The organism is Janthinobacterium foliorum, assembly GCF_978021625.1.
This window is the reverse complement of record NZ_CDXDQE010000001.1, coordinates 382,869-402,034: the sequence shown is the minus strand read 5'-3', so window position 1 is coordinate 402,034 and position 19,166 is coordinate 382,869. Positions and strand designations below refer to the sequence as shown.

12 protein-coding genes are annotated in these 19,166 nt (G+C 65.7%); 6 read left to right on the top strand and 6 right to left on the bottom strand.

All coding sequences use genetic code 11. From position 1 onward, the window contains the following. The 3 genes from ACZ92H_RS01810 to ACZ92H_RS01800 all read right to left on the bottom strand — a co-directional run bounded on the left by ACZ92H_RS01810 (window position 1) and on the right by ACZ92H_RS01800 (window position 8,270). Complete coding sequence (locus ACZ92H_RS01810; protein ID WP_465048217.1) at window positions 1–3,135, bottom strand: EAL domain-containing protein; 3,135 nt, start codon at window positions 3,133–3,135, stop codon at window positions 1–3. Window positions 3,136–3,339: 204 nt separating this feature from the next. Continuing rightward, a complete protein-coding gene (cphA, locus tag ACZ92H_RS01805; protein WP_465048218.1) occupies window positions 3,340–5,910 on the bottom strand; it encodes a cyanophycin synthetase in 2,571 nt (856 codons plus the stop codon). A 182-nt stretch (window positions 5,911–6,092) separates the two neighbouring features. After that, window positions 6,093–8,270, bottom strand: coding sequence for a cyanophycin synthetase (locus ACZ92H_RS01800; protein ID WP_465048219.1), 2,178 nt, complete (start codon window positions 8,268–8,270; stop codon window positions 6,093–6,095). A 511-nt stretch (window positions 8,271–8,781) separates the two neighbouring features. On the opposite strand from ACZ92H_RS01800, the gene ACZ92H_RS01795 reads away from it, so the two are divergent. Both ACZ92H_RS01795 and ACZ92H_RS01790 read left to right on the top strand, forming a co-directional pair. Continuing rightward, a complete protein-coding gene (locus ACZ92H_RS01795; RefSeq protein ID WP_465048220.1) occupies window positions 8,782–11,064 on the top strand; it encodes a cyanophycin metabolism-associated ABC transporter in 2,283 nt (760 codons plus the stop codon). Window positions 11,065–11,066: 2 nt separating this feature from the next. Beyond that, window positions 11,067–11,537, top strand: a complete 471-nt coding sequence (locus ACZ92H_RS01790; protein WP_465048221.1) for a cyanophycin metabolism-associated DUF1854 family protein — start codon at window positions 11,067–11,069, stop codon at window positions 11,535–11,537. A gap of 41 nt (window positions 11,538–11,578) precedes the next feature. Here ACZ92H_RS01790 and ACZ92H_RS01785 read toward each other — a convergent pair whose 3' ends face one another. Both ACZ92H_RS01785 and ACZ92H_RS01780 read right to left on the bottom strand, forming a co-directional pair. After that, window positions 11,579–12,190, bottom strand: a complete 612-nt coding sequence (locus ACZ92H_RS01785; RefSeq protein WP_465048222.1) for a hypothetical protein — start codon at window positions 12,188–12,190, stop codon at window positions 11,579–11,581. A 62-nt stretch (window positions 12,191–12,252) separates the two neighbouring features. Beyond that, entirely contained in the window at window positions 12,253–13,800 is a 1,548-nt protein-coding gene (locus ACZ92H_RS01780; protein WP_465048223.1) for an AMP nucleosidase, read from the bottom strand. Window positions 13,801–13,884: 84 nt separating this feature from the next. Between ACZ92H_RS01780 and ACZ92H_RS01775 the strand changes: the two genes are divergently transcribed. The 4 genes from ACZ92H_RS01775 to ACZ92H_RS01760 all read left to right on the top strand — a co-directional run bounded on the left by ACZ92H_RS01775 (window position 13,885) and on the right by ACZ92H_RS01760 (window position 16,562). Continuing rightward, window positions 13,885–14,484 carry a TetR/AcrR family transcriptional regulator gene (locus ACZ92H_RS01775; protein WP_131371045.1) on the top strand — a complete coding sequence of 200 codons (600 nt, stop codon included), beginning with the start codon at window positions 13,885–13,887 and terminating at the stop codon, window positions 14,482–14,484. A 17-nt stretch (window positions 14,485–14,501) separates the two neighbouring features. Then, a complete protein-coding gene (gene map, locus ACZ92H_RS01770) occupies window positions 14,502–15,305 on the top strand; it encodes a type I methionyl aminopeptidase (RefSeq protein ID WP_131371041.1) in 804 nt (267 codons plus the stop codon). Between the two features lies 1 nt (window position 15,306). Continuing rightward, entirely contained in the window at window positions 15,307–15,831 is a 525-nt protein-coding gene (locus ACZ92H_RS01765; protein ID WP_465048224.1) for a hypothetical protein, read from the top strand. A gap of 77 nt (window positions 15,832–15,908) precedes the next feature. Next, the gene (locus ACZ92H_RS01760; protein ID WP_465048225.1) at window positions 15,909–16,562 is read left to right on the top strand and encodes an FABP family protein; all 654 of its coding nucleotides are present in this window, start codon (window positions 15,909–15,911) and stop codon (window positions 16,560–16,562) included. A gap of 86 nt (window positions 16,563–16,648) precedes the next feature. Here the strand turns inward: ACZ92H_RS01760 and ACZ92H_RS01755 are convergent, their stop codons facing one another. Then, window positions 16,649–19,105: a tetratricopeptide repeat protein gene (locus ACZ92H_RS01755; protein ID WP_465048226.1), complete on the bottom strand. Its 2,457-nt coding sequence runs from the start codon at window positions 19,103–19,105 to the stop codon at window positions 16,649–16,651. Window positions 19,106–19,166 lie beyond the last annotated feature (61 nt).

Here is a 19,166-nt window from a genome sequence, read left to right as displayed (position 1 = left end):
TCAAGCCATGCAGTCTTGCGCGAGCCATGCCGCCAGCTGCGATTGCGGCATCGGACGGGCAAAGTAATAGCCCTGCAGTTCGTCGCAGCCGGCGTGGCGCAGCACCTCGGCATCGGCCGCGCTTTCCACGCCTTCGGCCGTCACGCTCAGGCCCAGCGTGTGACCGAGGCCGATGATGGCCTTCGTCACCGCCAGGTTCTGCGGCGAATTGTGGATGTTCTGCACGAAGCTCATGTCGATCTTGAGTTTGTCGAGCGGGAAGCGGCACAGGTAGTTCAGGCTGGAGTAGCCGGTGCCGAAATCGTCGATCGACAGGGCAAAGCCCAGCGCCTTGATCGCCTGCAGGGTGGCGATGGTGTCGTCCACGTTCTCCATCAGGATCGATTCCGTCAGCTCGAATTCGATCAGGCCCGGTGCGATGGAAAATTCGCGCAGCACCTCGCGCAAGGTCGCCACCAGGCCGCCGTGTTTGAGCTGGATGGCCGACAGGTTGATCGACACGCCGATCTCGCCCGCGCCGGCCGCGCGCCAAGCCACGTGCTGGCGGCACGCTTCGCGGATGACCCAGGCGCCGATCGGCACGATCAGTCCCGACTCCTCGGCGGCGGGAATGAAGCTGTCGGGCGCAATCAGTCCCCGCTGCGGATGCTGCCAGCGGATCAGGCTTTCCACGCCATTCAGCTGGCCGCTGTGCGCATCGACGCGCGGCTGGTAGTACAGCACCAGTTCGTGGCGCTCGATGGCGTGGCGCAGATCGGTTTCCAGGTGCAGCCGCTGCAGCTGCTGCTCTTCCATCTGCGGCGTGAACATGCGCGCATGGTCGCGGCCCGCGCTCTTGGCCTGGTACATGGCCGCGTCGGCGTGGCGCATCAGCGTATCCATGTCGGCGCCGTGGTCCGGGTAGATGGCCACGCCCACGCTGCAGGAAACGTACAATTCGCTGCCTTCCACCTGGTGCGGCTGGCGCATGGCGGGGATCAGGCGAGCGTCGAGCAGGTCGCCGATGGCAGCGGCGTCGCCGATGCCGTTCAGGATGACGACGAATTCATCGCCGCCCAGGCGGCTGACGGTATCGCCTTCGCGCACCAGCTGCAGCAGGCGCGCGGATACCGATTGCAGCAGCGCGTCGCCCACATGGTGGCCCAGCGCGTCGTTGACGTGCTTGAAGCGGTCCAAATCGACGAACAGCACGCCCACCTTTTCGCCGCTGCGGCGCGCCTGCGCGATGGCGGCCGCCAGGCGCAGCTTCGACACGTGGCGGTTCGCCAGCCCTGTCAGCGCGTCGTGGTGGGCCATGTGCTCGATCTGCCGTTCGCTGGCCTTGCGCTCACTGATGTCGAGCGAGCTGGCGATGAAGTGCGTGGTGACGCCATCGAGGTCGCGCACGGCGTTCATCACCAGCCACGCGGGATACGCTTCGAGCGACTTGCGCTGTATCCAGATCTCGCCCTGCCAGTAGCCGCGCCGCGCCAGGGTCTGGCGCAGGCTGTCGAGCTGTTCGTGGCTGTTTTGCGGCGACAGCAAGAACGCCGGGCGCTTGCCGATCAGCTCCACCATGTCGTACAGCGCATGGCGGCGGAAGGCCTGGTTGACGGTGATGATGCGCATGTCCGCATCCATCACGATCAGGCTCTCGGCCGACGCCTCGAAGACCTTGGCCCACAGTTCCAGGCGCGACTCCATCAGCTTCATCTTGTTGATCGGCGTGAAGGTGGACAGCACGGCGCGCTGGCCCTGGTAGTCGATCAGGCGCGCGGAAATCAGGGCCCAGGTGGGCGTGCCGCCGCCGCTCCAGGACACCTCGAATTCGTCGACGGCGCCCAGGTCGCTCAATCGCTGGAAAAAGCGCGAACGGGCGTGCGCGCTCATGCCGCCGACCCACGGGTCCAGTTCCTGGCCGCCGCGCCACGCATGCGCGGCGTGGTTCGCGTGCAGCACGCGGTGGTGCGGGATCGAAGTGACCATCAGCGGGATGGGAATGGCGTCGACCAGCTGGCGCTGCGCCTCGGCGGCGCTGGCGCGCGCCACCAGGTCCTGCTGTTCCACGCGCTGGAAATCGAGCTGCTCCAGCATGGTGTTGAAGGCACCCACCAGGCGCCCCGTTTCATCCTCGCTGTCCCAGACGGCGCGCAGGCTGTGGTCGCCCGTTTCGCGCACTTCCTGCGCCACGCGCGCCAGGCGCCGGATGGGCAGGGCGATCTGGCGCGCGACGAAAAACACCAGGCCCAGAATCATCACCAGCAGCAGCACGGCCGTGCCCAGGTGCAGCCACATGCGCGTGAAAAAACCATCCACGCGCAGCTGGATCAGGCGCTGCAATTCGTTTGCCGCATCGCTCCACGCCAGGCGCAGGGCGGCGAGCGCCACTTCATCGTGCCGCCGCAGCGCCTGCACGCCGGCGGGGTTGGCTTGCGCGCCGGCCAGCGCCTGGGTGCTGCCGCGGAACTGCGCCACGGCCTGCTGCAGGGCCGCGCGCGAGGCGTTCAGGTGCTGGCGCAGCAGCGGCGAGCTGGCCTCGAACGCCTCCGTGTAGTCGCTGCGGATGCCGCCCATGGTGGCGTCCATGCGTCCTTCGAGGATCAGGAACTGCGTCTGCATGCGCTGGCGCTGCGCGCCGTCGGCCGTGGCCAGCTGCAGCGCCAGGTCGCGCGTGCTGTTGATCACTTCCAGCAGTTCCGGAAAGCGCAGGATCACCAGCGACATGGTGTAGTAGCTGTCGAGGTCGGGGTCGAGGATCAGGTTCGACTGGTTGCCCACGCGCGTGAGCAGTTCGCGTCCGGCGACAAAGGCGGGCGAGGGCGCGACGCCGTCATGCGCTGTCGGTGGAGTGCCGGCCTGGCGCAGCAGGGCTGAAAATTCCCCGCTCAAGTCGGCGCTGCGCATGCCGGGGCCGAACTGGCGTTCCGCCTGTTCGACGGCCACCGCCGATGCCCCTGCCTCGGCTGGCGCGCGCGTCAGGGGCAGCAGCGCGTCGCGGATCACGGCGATGTAGGCGTTGCCCGCCATCTCCTTGCGCGAGAAATCGATGGCGAGGTATTTTTCGTTGATGAGGATGCCGGAAATGAAGATCACGGCGGACAGGTCGAGCAAATAGATCAGCGCCAGTTTGCGCCCCACCGTCAATTTCCCGATCATGCGCGAAATTCTGCCCACCATGCTTGCCCCGCCTTCTTGTCAGCCCAGTTTGTGTTTTCTTATGAGCAATTTTCATGCCCGAATTTACAAGCTTGCAAGGAGGCTAGCGGGTGCTTTTGCACCATGCGGGTGCGCGACTGGCTCCGGCGCGCGCCAATAAAAAGGGCGGCCCGCGGGCCGCCCTTGTCTTCCGTCAGCGAGCGATCAGGCTTCGGCGACGCGCTTGGCGATGTGCGCCAGCGCTTCTTCCACCTGGTCGATCAGGATCAGGCACAAATCGCCTTCACCGAGGCGCGCCAGGGCCTTGTCGATGGCGACGAATTCGCCATTGATTTCATCGATATGGCTGGTGCGCTTGGCGCCGTCGAGACCCTGGCGCAGCAGTGCCACCACTTCGCCGTCGGCGCGGCCGCGCTGGCACTGGTCCTGGTACAGCAGCACGTCGTCGAAGGCGGCGCCGAGGATTTCCGTCTGCTGGCGGATGTCCTCGTCGCGGCGGTCGCCGGCGCCGCTGATGACCACCGAACGGCGCTTGGCCGGCATGCTTTCCACGGCCTGCACCAGCGCCAGGATGGCGTCCGGATTGTGGCCGTAGTCGGCGATCAGGGTGGCGCCCTTGTAATCGAAGACGTTGAAGCGGCCCGGCGCGTTGTCGGCTTCATTGGCAAAGGTTTTCAGGCCCAGCGCGATGGTCTTCCAGTCCAGGCCCACGGCCCAGGCGGCGGCCAGCGAGGCCATGACGTTGTCGACCTGGAAGCCGATGGCGCCATTGCGCGTGATCGGCACCTGCGACAGGGCGATCTCGTGGCGCTCCTTGCCCTGTGCCGCCACCAGCTTGCCGTCTTCGACGAAGACCACGCGGTTGCCTTGCGCGCGGTGCGTGGCCATCACGGGGTGCGTCTTGTCGGCGGCGAAGAAGGTCACCGTGCCGTTGCAGTTCTTGGCCATGCGGGCGACGGCCGGGTCGGTGGCGTTCAGCACGGCCACGCCGCTGTCGGCCACGTTCTGCACGATCACGCGTTTCAGCACCGCCAGGTCTTCCACGGTGGTGATGTAGTTCAGGCCCAGGTGGTCGCCGGCGCCGATGTTGGTGACGACGGCAACCTGGCAGCGGTCGAAGGCCAGGCCTTCGCGCAGCATGCCGCCGCGCGCCGTCTCGAACACGGCCGCGTCGACGTCGGGGTGCAGCAGCACGTTGCGCGCGCTGCGCGGGCCGCTGCAGTCGCCGCTGTCGATCTGGCGGCCTTCGATGTACACGCCATCCGTGTTCGTCATGCCCGTGCGCAGGCCGGAAGCCGTCAGCAGGTGGGCGATCAGGCGCACGGTGGTGGTCTTGCCGTTGGTGCCGGTGACGGCCACCACCGGGATGCGGCCATCGTCGCCTTCGGCGAACATGGCGGCGATGATGGCTTCGCCCACAGGGCGCGGCTTGCCGAACGACGGCGCCAGGTGCATGCGCAGGCCCGGCGCGGCGTTCACTTCGACGATGCCGCCGTTCTGTTCTTCCAGTGGTTTCAATACGCTGTCGGAGACCACGTCCACGCCGCAGATATCCAGGCCCACCATGTGCGCGGCGGCGACGGCGCGCGCCGCCACTTCCGGATGCACGTCGACGGTGACGTCGGTGGCCGAGCCGCCCGTCGACAGGTTGGCGTTATTGCGCAGGATGACGCGCTGGCCCACGGGCGGCACCGAGTCGGCCACGTAGCCCTGCTTGGCCAGGCTGGCCAGGGCGATGTCGTCGAAGCGGATCTTCGTCAGCGAGGTGGCGTGTCCGCTGCCGCGGCGCGGGTCCAGGTTGACCTGGTCGACCAGTTCGCGCACCGTGTGCTGGCCATCGCCCACCACTTGCGGCGGGTCGCGGCGGGCCGCTGCCACCATCTTGTTGCCGATGACGAGCAGGCGGAAATCGTGGCCCGGCAGGTAGCGCTCGACGAGGATATCGTCGCGGAATTCCTGCGCCGCGATGAAGCCGGCCGTCAGCTGCTCGCGCGTGGTGATGTTGACGGTCACGCCCTTGCCCTGGTTGCCGTCCTTCGGTTTCACGACGACGGGCAGGCCGATATCGCAGGCGGCCGCCCAGGCGTCGTCCGCATCGACGACGACGCGGCCTTGCGGCACGGGCACGCCGGCCGAATCGAGCAGTTTCTTCGTCAGTTCCTTGTCCTGCGCGATGGCTTCGGCAATCGCGCTGGTGCCGTCCATTTCGGCGGCCTGGATCTTGCGCTGCTTGCTGCCCCAGCCGAACGTCACCAGGCTGCCTTCGGTCAGGCGGCGGAACGGGATGTTGCGCGCCACGGCGGCGTTGACGATGGCGCCCGTCGATGGGCCGAGGCGCACGTCTTCGTCGAGTTCCTGCAGCTGGTGCAGGGCGCCGGCCAGGTCGAACGGCGCGTCTGCCAGCGCGGCCTGGCACAGCTGCTGCGCCAGTTCCAGGGCCAGGCGGCCCACGGCTTCTTCCGAGTATTCGACGACGACCTGGAAGATGCCCGTTTCCAGGGTCGGCGTGGTGCGGCTGAAGGTGACGGGGCAGCCGGCTTGCGCCTGCAGGCCCAGCGCCGCCAGTTCCAGCACCTGCGCCATCGGCGCGGCGTTGTAATTGCCCAGCGGTTGCAGCGGGCTCAGTTGCGGAAAGCGCGCGCGCAGGCGGGCTTCAAAGCCGGGCAGCTGGGCGATGTCGAGTTCCTGCGTGGTGCAGGAAACAATGGCTTCCACGGCGGTGTCGTGGCTCCAGAGGTTAGGGCCCCGCAGGGCCCGTACGCGAGATACTTCCATAATTAAACCGTAATCCTGTTGTGTTCTTGTGGGCCCGGCCGAAGCCGGGCTTTTACGTCAAATCAAACCGTCGCGCGCGGATGGGATTGGTGGCCGGGAAGCGCAGCCGTGCGGATGCACGGTGAGGATCGGCGGCCGCACATCGCGACGCGCGGCGGGGTTGGTTCGACGTTTCTGGTTTTTCAATTCCCGATGCAGCCGGGGGCCGCGTCGAAGGTGCGCAGGCCGGCGCAAATCAGGTCGACGGGCAGGTTCAGGGCCCAGGCGGCGGCGGCCACGGCCAGCACGCTGTCGACATTGCCGGCCGTGGCCGGTTTCAGCAGGTCCAGGCACAGCAGGACCGTTTCGATGCCGCCTTCGGCCAGCACGATGTGGTTGCCGCGCACGAAGGCGGCGCGCTGGCCTTTCGCCAGCTGTTCCGCGATGGCAGGCAAGCTGCCATCCTGCGCGTACAGGGTGACCGTGCCGTCGCACAGCCCGGCCAGTTCCAGCACTTGCGGGTGGGCCGCGTTCAGCACGGCCACGCCGCTCGGCACCACCACGTCGACCTGGCTGCGCACGACCTTGTACAGGCCGGCGTCGTCCAGCACGTCGAAATCCTTCACGCTATCGAGGCTGCCCATGTCCGTGACGATGCCGACCTGGCATTTGTCGTAAGCCAGGCCTTCGGCCAGGATCATGCGCGGATTGCTCTCGAACAGGGCCGTCTGCACGGTGCGGTTGAGCAGCAAGCGCTGGCCCGCGTCCCAGTTCACGCAGTCGCTGCTGACGACGCGGCGCTGGTCCAGGTACATGCCTTCGCTGCAGACGGCGCCCGTGTGCAGGCCGGACAGGTTGAGCAGCTTGCACAGCATGCGCACGATCAGGCTGGCGCCGCGCGTGCCCGTCACGCCGATCAGGGGAATGCGGCCCGTTTCCTCGGCTGCGAACAGGTGGTCGACGATGGCCGCACCGACAGGGCGGGGCTGGCCCACGCCCGGCTTGATGTGCGCCAGCAGGCCAGGGCTGGCATTGACTTCGATGATGGCGCCGCGCTGTTCTTCCAGCGGTCGGGTAATATCCTTCGTCACCAGGTCGATGCCGGCGATATCCAGGCCCACCACGCGGGCGGCCAGCAGGGCCGCGTGCACGACGGACGGATGCACGTCGTCCGTGACGTCGATGGCCACGTTGCCGTTCGGCTGGATCAGCACTTTCTGGCCCGCCTGCGGCACGGACAGGGCGGTCATGCCCTGGCGCTGCAGTTCGAGGATGATCTCGCCCGATTCGTGCGGCTTGACGGTACCCAATGGGAAGTCTTCGCCTTCGCCGCGGCGCGGATCGGTATTGATCTGCGTATTGACCAGTTCCAGCACGCTGGAAGTGCCGTCGCCATCGACCCACAGGGATTCACCCTTGGCAGCCGCGATCAGCTTGTTGCCGACGACGAGCAGGCGGTGCTCGTCGCCCGTGATGAAGCTTTCCACCAGCACGGCCGAGCTGTCGCCCTTGCGCGCGGCCAGTTCGTAGGCGGCCTTCACGTCCGCTTCCGTCATCAGGTTCAGCGAGACGCCGCGGCCATGGTTGCCGTCATACGGCTTGACGACGACGGGCACGCCGATGTCCTGCGCTTCTTCCCAGGCCGCTTCGGCGCTGCGCACCAGGCTGCCCTCGGGCACGCGCACGCCGCACGACTTGAGCAGGAATTTGGTCAGATCCTTGTCGCTGGCAATGCCTTCGGCAATGGCGCTGGTGCGGTCCGTTTCCGCCGTCCAGATGCGGCGCTGCGCGGCGCCGTGGCCCAGCTGCACCAGGTTGCCGTCGTTCAGGCGCAGGGACGGGATGCGGCGCTCGGTGGCGGCATCGACGATGCTGGCCGTGCTCGGGCCCAGGCAGCGCGCGTCGACCATGTCGCGCAGCGGCGCCAGGGCCGCTTCCAGGTCGAAGGCTTCATCGTTGATGGCGGCCATCAGCAGCGCGCGCGCGGCGGCCAGGGCGGCGCGGCCGACCTGTTCTTCCCGCGTGCGGAAGGCCATCTTGTAGACGCCGCGCTGGCTGGTCGAACGCGTCTGGCCGAAGCCCGTGCGCATGCCGGCCAGGTTTTGCAGCTCCAGCACCACGTGCTCGAGGATGTGGGCCGACCACGTGCCTTCGCGCAGGCGCTCGAAAAAGCCGCCCCGCTCGCCCACGCCGCAGCGGTGCTCGATCATGCCTGGCAGCCAGGCGACGAGCCGCTCGTACAGGCCGGGCAAGGTGTTCGATGGGTAATCTTCCAGTTCGCCGATGTCGACCCAGGCTTCAATCACCGGGCGGTAAGTCCAGATGTTGGGGCCGCGCAAGTGGGTGACGCGGACGAATTCGATGTTCTTCTTCTTGATCATGTAAGTGGTTTCTTGATAACAAGCCAGGCGTCTGGGCGCCAGATACTTTATGTTGGCTTTACAGAGTCTTTTCAGGCTCGTGCTTGGTTCTTTATCCCGGGTATGCGCAGTGTGCCACTTTTAGCGGTCTCTTGTCGCGTTTGCTTCTCGTATTCTGCTGGTGTTGTCATTCTAATTGTTACTAAATGTTGCCATTCTTACTAAAAAAACACCATCTCCGTGGCTAGGCGGCGACATTTGCGCAGCGGCCAGCTGTTGTATACTCCAGCCCTTGCGCCGCGTTGCAAAAGCGCCGCGCCTGCCTGGCACTTGCTGCGATTATCGGGCGTTTTTTTGCGCCGTTTTGCTATCCGTTCCTTACTGACAAGCATCCATTCGATACAATACAGGAAATTGCCACTGGTGCATCTACCCGCCATCGCGCAGTACACAAACATTGATCGGGCACTTGCCCTATCCCCCAAATCCCGCCCTGTGAAGGGCTTGGCCTCGAGCCGGAGTATGCTTTACGATGACAACTGAACTGAGTGTTCCTGCAACAACTATCCCTCCTGCTTCCCTGCCGGCGACCGTGCCGGAACACTGGCTGGCGGAAGTGGAAAGCAAGCTTTCTCCAGGGGAGAACGTTTTAAGTAGCGTTGAGGTTGACCTCGATGCGCGATTACGTTTCACAAAAGGCATAATAGTTGTCACCGAGAAGCGCCTGCTGGCCCGTTCACCGGGCGAAAGCGCGTGGAAAAGCTGGTCTTTCCGCCCCGGACTGCGCCTTACGCACCACGACCACGCCGGCGTGGGCCACCTGGAACTGTTCGACGACCACGGCCGCCTGGCGTCGTGGCGCTTCACCCTGGGCCAGAACCTGCACGCCATCCGCGTGCTGGAGCAGTTCGTCGAGCGCCTCGACAGCCACCTGACGGGCCAGCCCGTGCTGGAAGCGGAGCAGGAAGTGTGTCCTAGCTGCAAGGCACCGCTCGAGCCCGAGCAGGAAGAGTGCCCGATCTGCGCCAAGGTGCTGCATACGCCGCCATCGACCTGGACCCTGTTCCGCCTGTGGCGCTTCGCCCATCCCTACCGCGGCCAGCTGGCGCTGGGCTTCCTGCTGATGCTGCTCTCCACCGCCGCGCACATGATTCCCCCGTACCTGACGGCGCCGCTGATGGACAATGTGCTGATCCCGTATCAGAACGGCAAACATATCGACCCGTGGCTGGTGGTGTACTACATGAGCGGCTTGCTCGGTTCGGCCCTGCTGGCCTGGCTGCTGGGCTGGGGCAAGACCTATGTGCTGGCCCTGGTGTCCGAGCGCATGGGCGCCGACCTGCGCTCGGCGACGTATGAACACCTGATGAAGCTGTCGCTGGAATTTTTCGGCGGCAAGCGCACGGGCGACCTGATGGCGCGCATCGGCAGCGGCAGCGACCGCATCTGCGTCTTCCTCTCGCTGCATCTGCTCGATTTCGCGTCCGACGTGCTGATGATCATCATGACGGGCGTCATTCTGTGGTCGATGAACCCGTGGCTGGCCGTCATGACGCTGGCGCCATTGCCCTTCATCGCCTGGATGATCCACCTGGTGCGCGACCGCCTGCGCACGGGCTTTGAAAAGATCGACCGCGTGTGGAGCGAAGTGACCAACGTGCTGGCCGATACCATCCCCGGCATCCGCGTGGTGAAAGCGTTTGCGCAGGAAAAACGCGAAGCGGCCCGCTTCCGCGACGCCAACGCGCACAACCTGGCCGTCAACGACAAGTTGAACAAGGTCTGGTCGCTGTTCTCGCCCACCGTCTCGTTCCTGACGGAGATGGGCTTGCTGGTCATCTGGTGCTTCGGCATCTGGCAGCTGTCGCGCGGCGAAATCACCGTCGGCGTGCTGACCGCCTTCATCGCCTACAGCACGCGCTTCTACGGCCGCCTCGATTCCATGAGCCGCATCGTCTCCGTGACGCAGAAATCGGCGTCGGCCGCCAAGCGCATCTTCGACATCCTCGACCACGTGTCGAGCGTGCCGGAGCCGGCGCAGCCCGTGAAACTGGAGAAGGTCGAAGGCCGCATCGATTTGCGCGAAGTCGGTTTCCGCTACGGCAACCGCGCCGTCAACCGCGGCATCACGCTGAACATCAAGGCGGGCGAGATGATCGGCCTGGTAGGCCACAGCGGCTCGGGCAAGAGCACCCTGGTCAACCTGATCTGCCGCTTCTACGACGTCTCGGAAGGCGCGATCCTGCTCGACGGCGTCGACATCCGCTCGTTCGCCGTCTCCGACTACCGCCGCAACATCGGCCTGGTGCTGCAGGAGCCGTTCCTGTTCTTCGGCACCATCGCGGAAAATATCGCCTACGGCAAGCCGCACGCGACGCGCCAGGAAATCATCGCCGCCGCGCGCGCCGCGCATGCGCATGAATTCATCCTGCGCCTGCCGCAAGGCTACGATTCGATGGTGGGCGAACGCGGCCAGGGCCTGTCCGGCGGCGAACGCCAGCGCATCTCCATCGCCCGCGCGCTGCTGATCGACCCGCGCATCCTGATCATGGATGAAGCCACGTCGTCGGTGGATTCGGAAACGGAAAAAGAAATCCAGAAGGCGCTGGACAACCTGGTGCAGGGCCGCACCACGATCGCCATCGCGCACCGGCTGTCGACGCTGCACCGCGCCGATCGCCTGGTGGTGCTGGACCGCGGCCAGGTCGTCGAAGTGGGCAGCCACGATGAACTGATGGCGAAAGAGGGCGCCTATTTCCGCCTCTACGAAGCACAGGCGCGCAACAACGAACTCGCCCTGGATGACAAGGAATAAGCATGGCCAGTACAAACTTTACATTACACCGCGACCCCTTCGGCAAGCTGGTGATGACGGACGCGGACGGCCAGGTGTTTGAAGGCGTGGCGCCCGTGCGCGCCTTTCCCATCCAGTCGCCAGACGAAGGCATTTCGCTGGTGCTGGGCAATGGCAAGGAAGTGGCGTGGATCGACCACGTCGATGCCTTGCCCGAGCCGGCGCGCAGCCTGCTGCAGGAAGAGCTGGAAGGGCGCGAATTCATGCCCGAGATCGCGCGCGTGAAAAGCGTCTCCAGCTTCGCCACGCCGTGCACCTGGTACGTCGACACGGACCGTGGCGAGACGCAGTTCGTGCTGAAGGGAGAGGAAGACATCCGCCGCATCGGCGCCGCGTCGCTCCTGATCGCCGACAACCACGGCATCCACTTTTTGATCCGCGACATGTTTAATATCGACAAGACGACGCGGAAGATTCTGGATCGCTTCCTGTAAGCGACGGGAGCATAAAAACGGCGCCTTGAAGGCGCCGTTTGTTATTGTTGCAGCATATCTTTGTGTTTTTCGCGCATCGTCTCAAGTTGCCCTTGCAAGCATGCCAATAAATCGGTGCGTGCTGGCAGCGGCATTTTTTGTGAAAAACTGATGGCGTACTGGGGCTGGCCGGCAGCATATTCGATGCCGAACTGCATTTTTTTGCCGGCGACAAAGTGCTCCAGCTGGTCGATGGCGGCAGGCAGGGGGACGGCACCGGTCAGGTAGCCAGGTTCATCGGACCGCGTTGGCTGCATGCGCATGGCCTTGCCCTGGTCGGCGGCGGCAAGCCAGAATCCCGTGGGGCCCGGCAGTTTCGGCTGGTGTTGTATCGGCCGCGCATCGAGCTGGCTAACTGGCAGGCTGTTCCTTCCCGCCTTGACACTGCCCCGCAATGTCGACGCTGAAGTGAGCAACAGGACCTCGTGTCTTTCCAGATTTTCCCCGACCATCACCGTCGCAGTCAGCTTGATGCCGCATACGTCAAAGCCCTCTTCGGCGCGCTCGATGATCGGATGCATGGTGACATGCGTGGGTGTGACGAGGGTTGCTGACAGCGCTGGCGCCGACAGGAAAAGTGGCGCGGCAAGCGCGCACCATCGAACAAAATGCATGGATATCCTGATTGTCTTGAGTGCTGGGCAGATGGTCAGATCCGCCCAGCGATCACGTTGGCTTACTGGAACGCCACCTCGGCAAAGCTGCGCAATTTGCGGCTGTGCAGCCGGTCCACGCCCTGGCGGCGCAGCAGTTCTACGGCGCGGATGCCGATGCGCAGGTGCTGGTCGACGCGCTCGCGGTAGAAGTGGTTGGCCATGCCGGGCAGCTTGATTTCGCCGTGCAGCGGCTTGTCGCTGACGCACAGCAAGGTGCCGTACGGGACGCGGAAGCGGAAGCCGTTGGCGGCAATCGTCGCGCTTTCCATGTCCAGGGCGATGGCGCGGCTCTGGCTGAAGCGGCGCTCCGGCGTGCGCTGCGGCAGCAGTTCCCAGTTGCGGTTGTCCGTGCTGGCCACCGTCCCCGTGCGCATGATGTGCTTCAAGTCATGTCCCGTCAGCTGGGTGATTTCCGCCACGGCCGTTTGCAGCGCCTGCTGGATTTCCGCCAGCGGCGGGATCGGCACCCACAGCGGCAAGTCTTCGTCGAGCACATGGTCTTCGCGCACATAGGCATGCGCCAGCACGTAGTCGCCCAGGCTTTGCGTGGTGCGCAGGCCGGCGCAGTGGCCCAGCATCAGCCAGGCGTGCGGGCGCAGCACGGCGATATGGTCGGTGATGGTCTTGGCATTCGCCGGTCCCACGCCGATATTGACCATGGTGATGCCGCTGCCGTCGGCGCGCAGCAGGTGGTAGGCGGGCATCTGCGGCAGGCGCGGCGGCGCGGCGCCCAGCGCATCCTCGCTTTCCACCGTCTGTCCCACGCGGCGCGTGACGACGTTGCCCGGTTCGACGAAGGCGACATAGCCGTCGTCGTCCGATGGCGCGGCGGCGTCGGGCGCGCGGTCCATCATGGCGTGGCCCAGGCGGATGAATTCGTCGATATAGAACTGGTAATTGGTAAACAGGACGAAGTTCTGGAAGTGCTGCGGCGAAGTGCCGCTGTAGTGGCGCAAGCGCTGCAGCGAATAATCCACGCGCGGGCCCGTGAACAGGGCCAGCGGCTGCGCTTCGCCGTGCGCCGGTTCGTGCGTGCCGTTGGCGATGCCGTCGTCCATGGCCGACAGGTCGGGCAGGTCGAACAGGTCGCGCATGGCCAGGCGGCGGCCCGCATCCATATTGCCTTCGATATGGTCATGCTCGGCGAACGAGAAATGCACGGGAATCGGCTGGGCGCTGACGCCCACTTCCAGGTGCACCTTCTGGCCCCGGTTATGGTTTTTCAGCAGCAGGGTGAATTGGTCGAGGTAGTAGTCGCCAAACAGGTCGGGGCGGGTCAGGGTGGTTTCAAACACGCCGGGGCCGGCGACGAAACCGTAGGCCAGCGGCGAATCGGCGCGCGCCACGGTGTCGGTCTGGATGCGCACGAACGGGTAGCAGGCGCGCACGCGCTCGTGCATGTCTTCGCCGGCGACAAAGCGCTGCAGCGCATCGCGCAAGTGTTCGATGCTGCTGCGGTAGATGGCTTGCACCTGTTCCAGTGCCAGGCGTGGATCGTCGAAGCGGGAGGAGGCGATGAAGGGGGGCGTAAGCAAGCGAGTTCTCCTTGTGGCGGTTCGTACAAGCATTGTAAGGCAGCATGGCAACTCTTGTTGACCTGCCTGGCGGACAGGGTGCTTGACGGATTCAAATAGAATCTGTATTCTATTTGAATGGTCAGACTAGCTAAATTCAACGAAAACAACTTCATCGACAGCGCGATCGCCGTCGCCGCCCAGTGCGGCGTGGGCGCCGTGTCGATGGCCGCCATCGCCGTCAAGGCGGGGGCGCCCATCGGTTCCGTGTATCACCGCTTCGATTCGCGCAACGCCATCCTGGCGCGCGCCTGGCTGCGCGTGAAAAGCGACTTCCGCGAGGAAGTGGCCAGCCGCTGGCTCGGCGGCGACACCTGGGCCGGCGTGCATGGCTTGCTGGACTGGTGCCGGCGCAAGCCCGTATACGCGCGCTTCCTGCTGCAATGCGCGGACAGCCCCGATTTCAACGGCGGCATCAGCGAGGAGCTGGCCGCCGCCGTGGAAGAAGAGCAGGCGGCGCTCGACGCCTGCTTCGCCCGCTGCGCCGAAGCCATGCCCGCCACCACGGAACTGGACCTCGATCACATGCTGCTCAAATTCGTGCTGATCGACGCCCCCGTGGCCGTCGTCAAGCCTTACCTGACCCAGGAGCGGCCGATACCGGCCAGCGTCGACGCCATGCTGCGTGCCTCGCACGACGCCGTGCGCGGCTGGGCCGCCCATACCACCACACACTGACAAAGAAAAGAATCCCCATGCGCTACTCCACCCAGCTTGAACACGGCAAGAAAATTCCCCTGCACGATGAAGAAGGTTTCATCGGCATGCGCGCGGCCGGCCGCATCGCCGCCGACACGCTCGACTACATCACGCCTTTCGTGAAACCCGGCGTCTCGACGGCCAAACTCGACGCCCTGTGCGAAGAATTCATGCGCGCCGCCGGCGCCATCCCCGGCACCATCGACTACCACGGCTACAAGCACGCCAGCTGCATTTCCGTCAACCACGTGGTCACGCACGGCATCCCGTCGGACACCAAGATCCTGAAAGTGGGCGACATCCTGAACATCGACGTGACGCCAAAGTTCAACGGCTGGTTCGGCGACACCAGCCGCACCTTCAAGGTGGGCGCCGTCTCCATCCTGGCGAACCGCCTGGTCAACACGGCGTACGACGCCATGATGGCCGGCATCCACACCGTGCGTCCGGGCGCAACCCTGGGCGACGTGGGCGCCGCCATCGAAGCTGTGGCCAAGGCGCAGGGCTTTTCTTCCGTGCGCGACTTTTGCGGCCATGGCGTGGGCCAGGTCTTCCACGACACGCCGCAAGTGCTGCACTATGGCCGCGCCGGCACGGGCATCGTGCTCGAACCAGGCATGATCTTCACCATCGAGCCGATGCTCAACGTGGGCAGTTATCAGGTCAAGGTCTTGCCTGACAAATGGACGACGGTGACGAAAGACCGCTCGCTGTCGGCGCAGTTCGAGCATTCGCTGGCCGTGACGGAAACGGGCTTTGAAATCTTCACCCTGAGCGGCCTGGCCGATCCGCAGGCCTGACATGGATGCGGCGCGCCGGCAGCAGCTCACGGATCTCGTCGCCGCCAAGGCCGGCGTGGACGCGGCCTGCGCGGCACGCCACCTGGCGCTGCATGACTACGAGGTGGCGGCGGCCCTGCGCGGCATCGACGCCGAGCGCTACACGCTGACGCAGCGTCTGCTGAACAGGCACCGGCGCGACCCGGAAGACGCGCTGCAGCACGTGGCGCTGGCCGTGCTGCAGCAGGAAGACATCCGCAGCGACAGCGTGCTGCGCGCGCAGCGCATCGCGGCCATGGCGCCGCCCGTCGCCGGCATGGTGATGCTGGCCGAGTGGCTGGCCTGCGTGGACTGGGAAGGCTTTGACAGTGCCCTGTACGTCAATCTCGAAGCGGTGGCGGCGCTGCTCGCCGCTGATTTGCGACTGCCCGATGTCGCCGGCAACCTGCTGCAGGCGCGCGACGAAGCCGCGTTCGAGGCGCAACGCCCAGTGCTGGCGCTGGCCGCGCTGGCTTACATCGAGCGCCACATTACGCAGTTTCCCTGATCGCTGGCGCTTTGCCGCCGGCGGCGCGCGTCTTACAATGGCGGCAAGCACTGTTGCCCCATTTTGAAGACTTCCGCATGAGCGATTTTCCCGAAGATATCTACACCGAGCCGTCCGCCGACGTGCATACCCTGAACAACCTGGGCCCGCTGTCCGGCATGGCCGGCATCTGGACGGGCACGCGCGGCCTGGACGTCAAGCCGAAGGCCGATGGCCCGCGCAAGCAGGCCTTCGTCGAACGCATCGAACTGCAGCCGATCGACCCCGTCACCAACGGCCCGCAGCTGTTCTACGGCTTGCGCTACTTCATCCACATCACCAAGCCGGACCAGGTGAAAACCTACCATGAACAGGTGGGCTACTGGCTGTGGGAACCGGCCACGGGCGCCGTGATCCAGACCCTGGCCATCCCGCGCGGCCAGATCGCCATGGCGTCCGGCACGGCGACGGCGGACGCCACCAGTTTCGAACTGCTGGCCAGGCGCGATTCGACGGCCTATGGCATCTGCTCGAACCCCTTCCTCGAACACGCGTTCACCACCGTCGAATACCGCATCAAGGTCGATATCCACGCCGACGGCACCTGGGGCTACGACGAGGACACGGTCATGCTCATACGCGGCAAGGACGAACCGTTCCACCACACGGACCGCAACCTGCTGACGAAAATCGGCGAGCCGACGCCGAACCCGATGGCCTTGCAGGCGCTGGCCGCCGCCGCGCAGGCGTGAATGGCGCTTAAAAACGGCGGCCCTTGCCGCCGTTTCGGTGCCAGGGGTAGCGCGCCGCGCCACCTCTGCTGCATCGGGTGTTACCGCTATGGTTTTCCCTGCGCGACCGCCTTGATCGCGCGCTCCTCGCCCATGGCGGCGGCGATCTTCCAGCGCTGCATGGCGCTGGCGCGGTCCGGGCGCTTCAGGCCCGCGCCTTCCCAGTCCATCAGACCCAGGTTATAGATGTCGCCCGCGCTGCCCTTGTCGGCGGCCAGGGTGAACCATTTGCGCGCTTCCCTGTGGTTGACGGGGATCTGGTAGCCGCGCACGTTGTACAGGCCCAGCAGATGCATGGCCTGCGCGTTGCCCTTGTTGGCCGCCTGTTTCAGCAGGTCGAGGCCGCGCGCCATGTGGCGCGGCTCCTGCCAGCCCTCGGCCAGCATCACGCCCTTCGCCGTCAATGCGTAACTGTCGCCCTTCACGAGGCCCTTGCCGATGAGAGGCTTGGCGGCCATCTGGCGCGCTTCGCGCTGCTGCGCCGTCGGCGCCTTGGCGGGGCCGGCCTGGCCTTCGCCCATCAACAGCATCCAGCCATACAGGCCGTACGCGCTGGCGTCGCCCTTGCCGACCAGGCTTTCCAGCATGGCCAGCGCCTGCACCTTGTCGCCGTTTTCATACAGCTTGACGGCCGTCGGCGTGCTGGCGTCAGGCAGGGGCGCGGCCGGCGCGTGGGGCGCGACGGACACCGACGCCATGGCCGCCTGCGCTGGCGGGGCGGGCGGGCGCACGCGGGTGGGCAAGGCATAGCTGGCGGCCAGCACGGCCACGCCGGCCGGGGCGAGGATCAGCACCTGCGCCAGCTGGTTGCGGCGGCCCTTGCCGGCGATCTGCATGGCGCGCAGCGCCTGCTGCTCGCCGCCCAGCGCCTCGCTCAGCACTGCCTTGACCTTGCGGTTGAACAGCCAGTAGCCGGCGCCCGTGACAAGCAGGCCGGCCAGCGCCGCCATGCCGCGCCCGGCGAAGAACCAGGTGGCGATGGCGGCGGCCAGCGCGGCCAGCGCGCTTTTCCACCAGAATTGCTTGGCCAGCCGCGTGTAGACCTGGCGCAGGGCACCGAGCACGCAGGTGCGCACATTCTGCGCATACTCGGCGGAGACGACGTCGACGTGCGCGTGGTCCGCATCGCCGCTGAGCACCGATTCGATCACGTCCGCATTCAGTTCCGAGGCGGCCACGTCGCGCAGCGGCGTCAATAAACCTTGCACGTGGGCCGAGAACAGGCCGTCGTCGGCGCTGCCTGCCAGCGCATCGCTGAGCGCCTTGAGGTCGCCGCGCAGCAGTTTTTCCACGATGTCGTCGAGGGTCAGCCAGCGCAGGTCCGCGCCATACGCCACCAGGTGGTGCTTCTCGCCGTTGCAGGCGGCGTCGAGGCGCACGATGCGCAGCTTACCGCCATACAGGGCGTCGACTTCCTGCGGCTGGTCTTCATTGTAAATGCTCACTTTCGCCAGGGCCACGCTGCTGGCAATGGCGGCCAGTGAGTGCACGCTCTCCTTGTCGCGGATGCGGCGCGCGTCGTCGGGCGCCTGCTTGGGCAGGCTGACGCTGTAGCCGGGCGCCACGTGCACGTCGATCCACGCTGCCTTGCCCATCTTGCCGGAACCGTCGCATGGGCTGCAGAGCAAATCGCCGACGCCGCTGCAGGTGCGGCACGTGACACTGCCGCTGGCGCGGCAGGTGCCGCAATTGATGTTGCCGGAGCCATGGCAGCTGTTGCACGTGACCTTGCCGAAGCTGCAATGGTAGCAATTGCGGTGTTCGGTGCGGTATTGCGTGCGCGTCTCGCTGTGATAGCTGGTGTGCGAGCTGCCGTTGCTGTAGGTGGTAGTGGGCACTTGCACCGTGATGTAGTCGGTGACTTGCTCGGACACCGTGCCGCTGCCGCTGCAATACGAGCACGACACCTTGCCGCTGCCGTAGCAGCCATAGCCGTCGCAGCTGACGGTGCGTCCGCCATGGCAGCTCCAGCAGGTTTCCGTCGTCGCGCCGTGGCAGGTGTGGCAGCCGATGCGGCCCTTGCCGGAACAGTGGCTGCAGGTGTCGAGGTGCCAATACTTGACGGCGTGCGGCAGGTAGGCGCCCGCCTCGACCGCATTGTAAGCCTGGCCCGGCTGGCGCAGGGCGTTGTCCAGCTTGGCCGCCGCGCGGCGCAGGCGTTCCTTTTCCTGCGCGTGAGCGAGCGCTCCCACCTCATGCGAGCCACAGCGGCAGTCATGGCCCGCGGGCGCGAAATAGCCGTTGATGACGCGCTGCTCGAAGCGCGCTTCCAGCGCGTAATTGGCCTGCAGCGCGAATTCCTGCAGCGCGTCTTCCTCGGCCAGCGGCGTGATGTCGTGCGGCTCGAAGCGCGTCTTGTCCTGCACCAGAGTGCGCAGCTTGCCCAGCACCGTCGGCATCGCTTCTTTCTCGAGCTGGATGGGCGCCGTCACGGCCGTCTCCGCCACCGGCGGCGCATCCTCGCTGCCTGGGATTTCACGGGCCGTTTCAGTGCTGGCATTCATGCGCGTCCTTTTGCTCTCTGGAAAGATGTTTGAATTTTAGCATCCTCATATGACAAAGCGG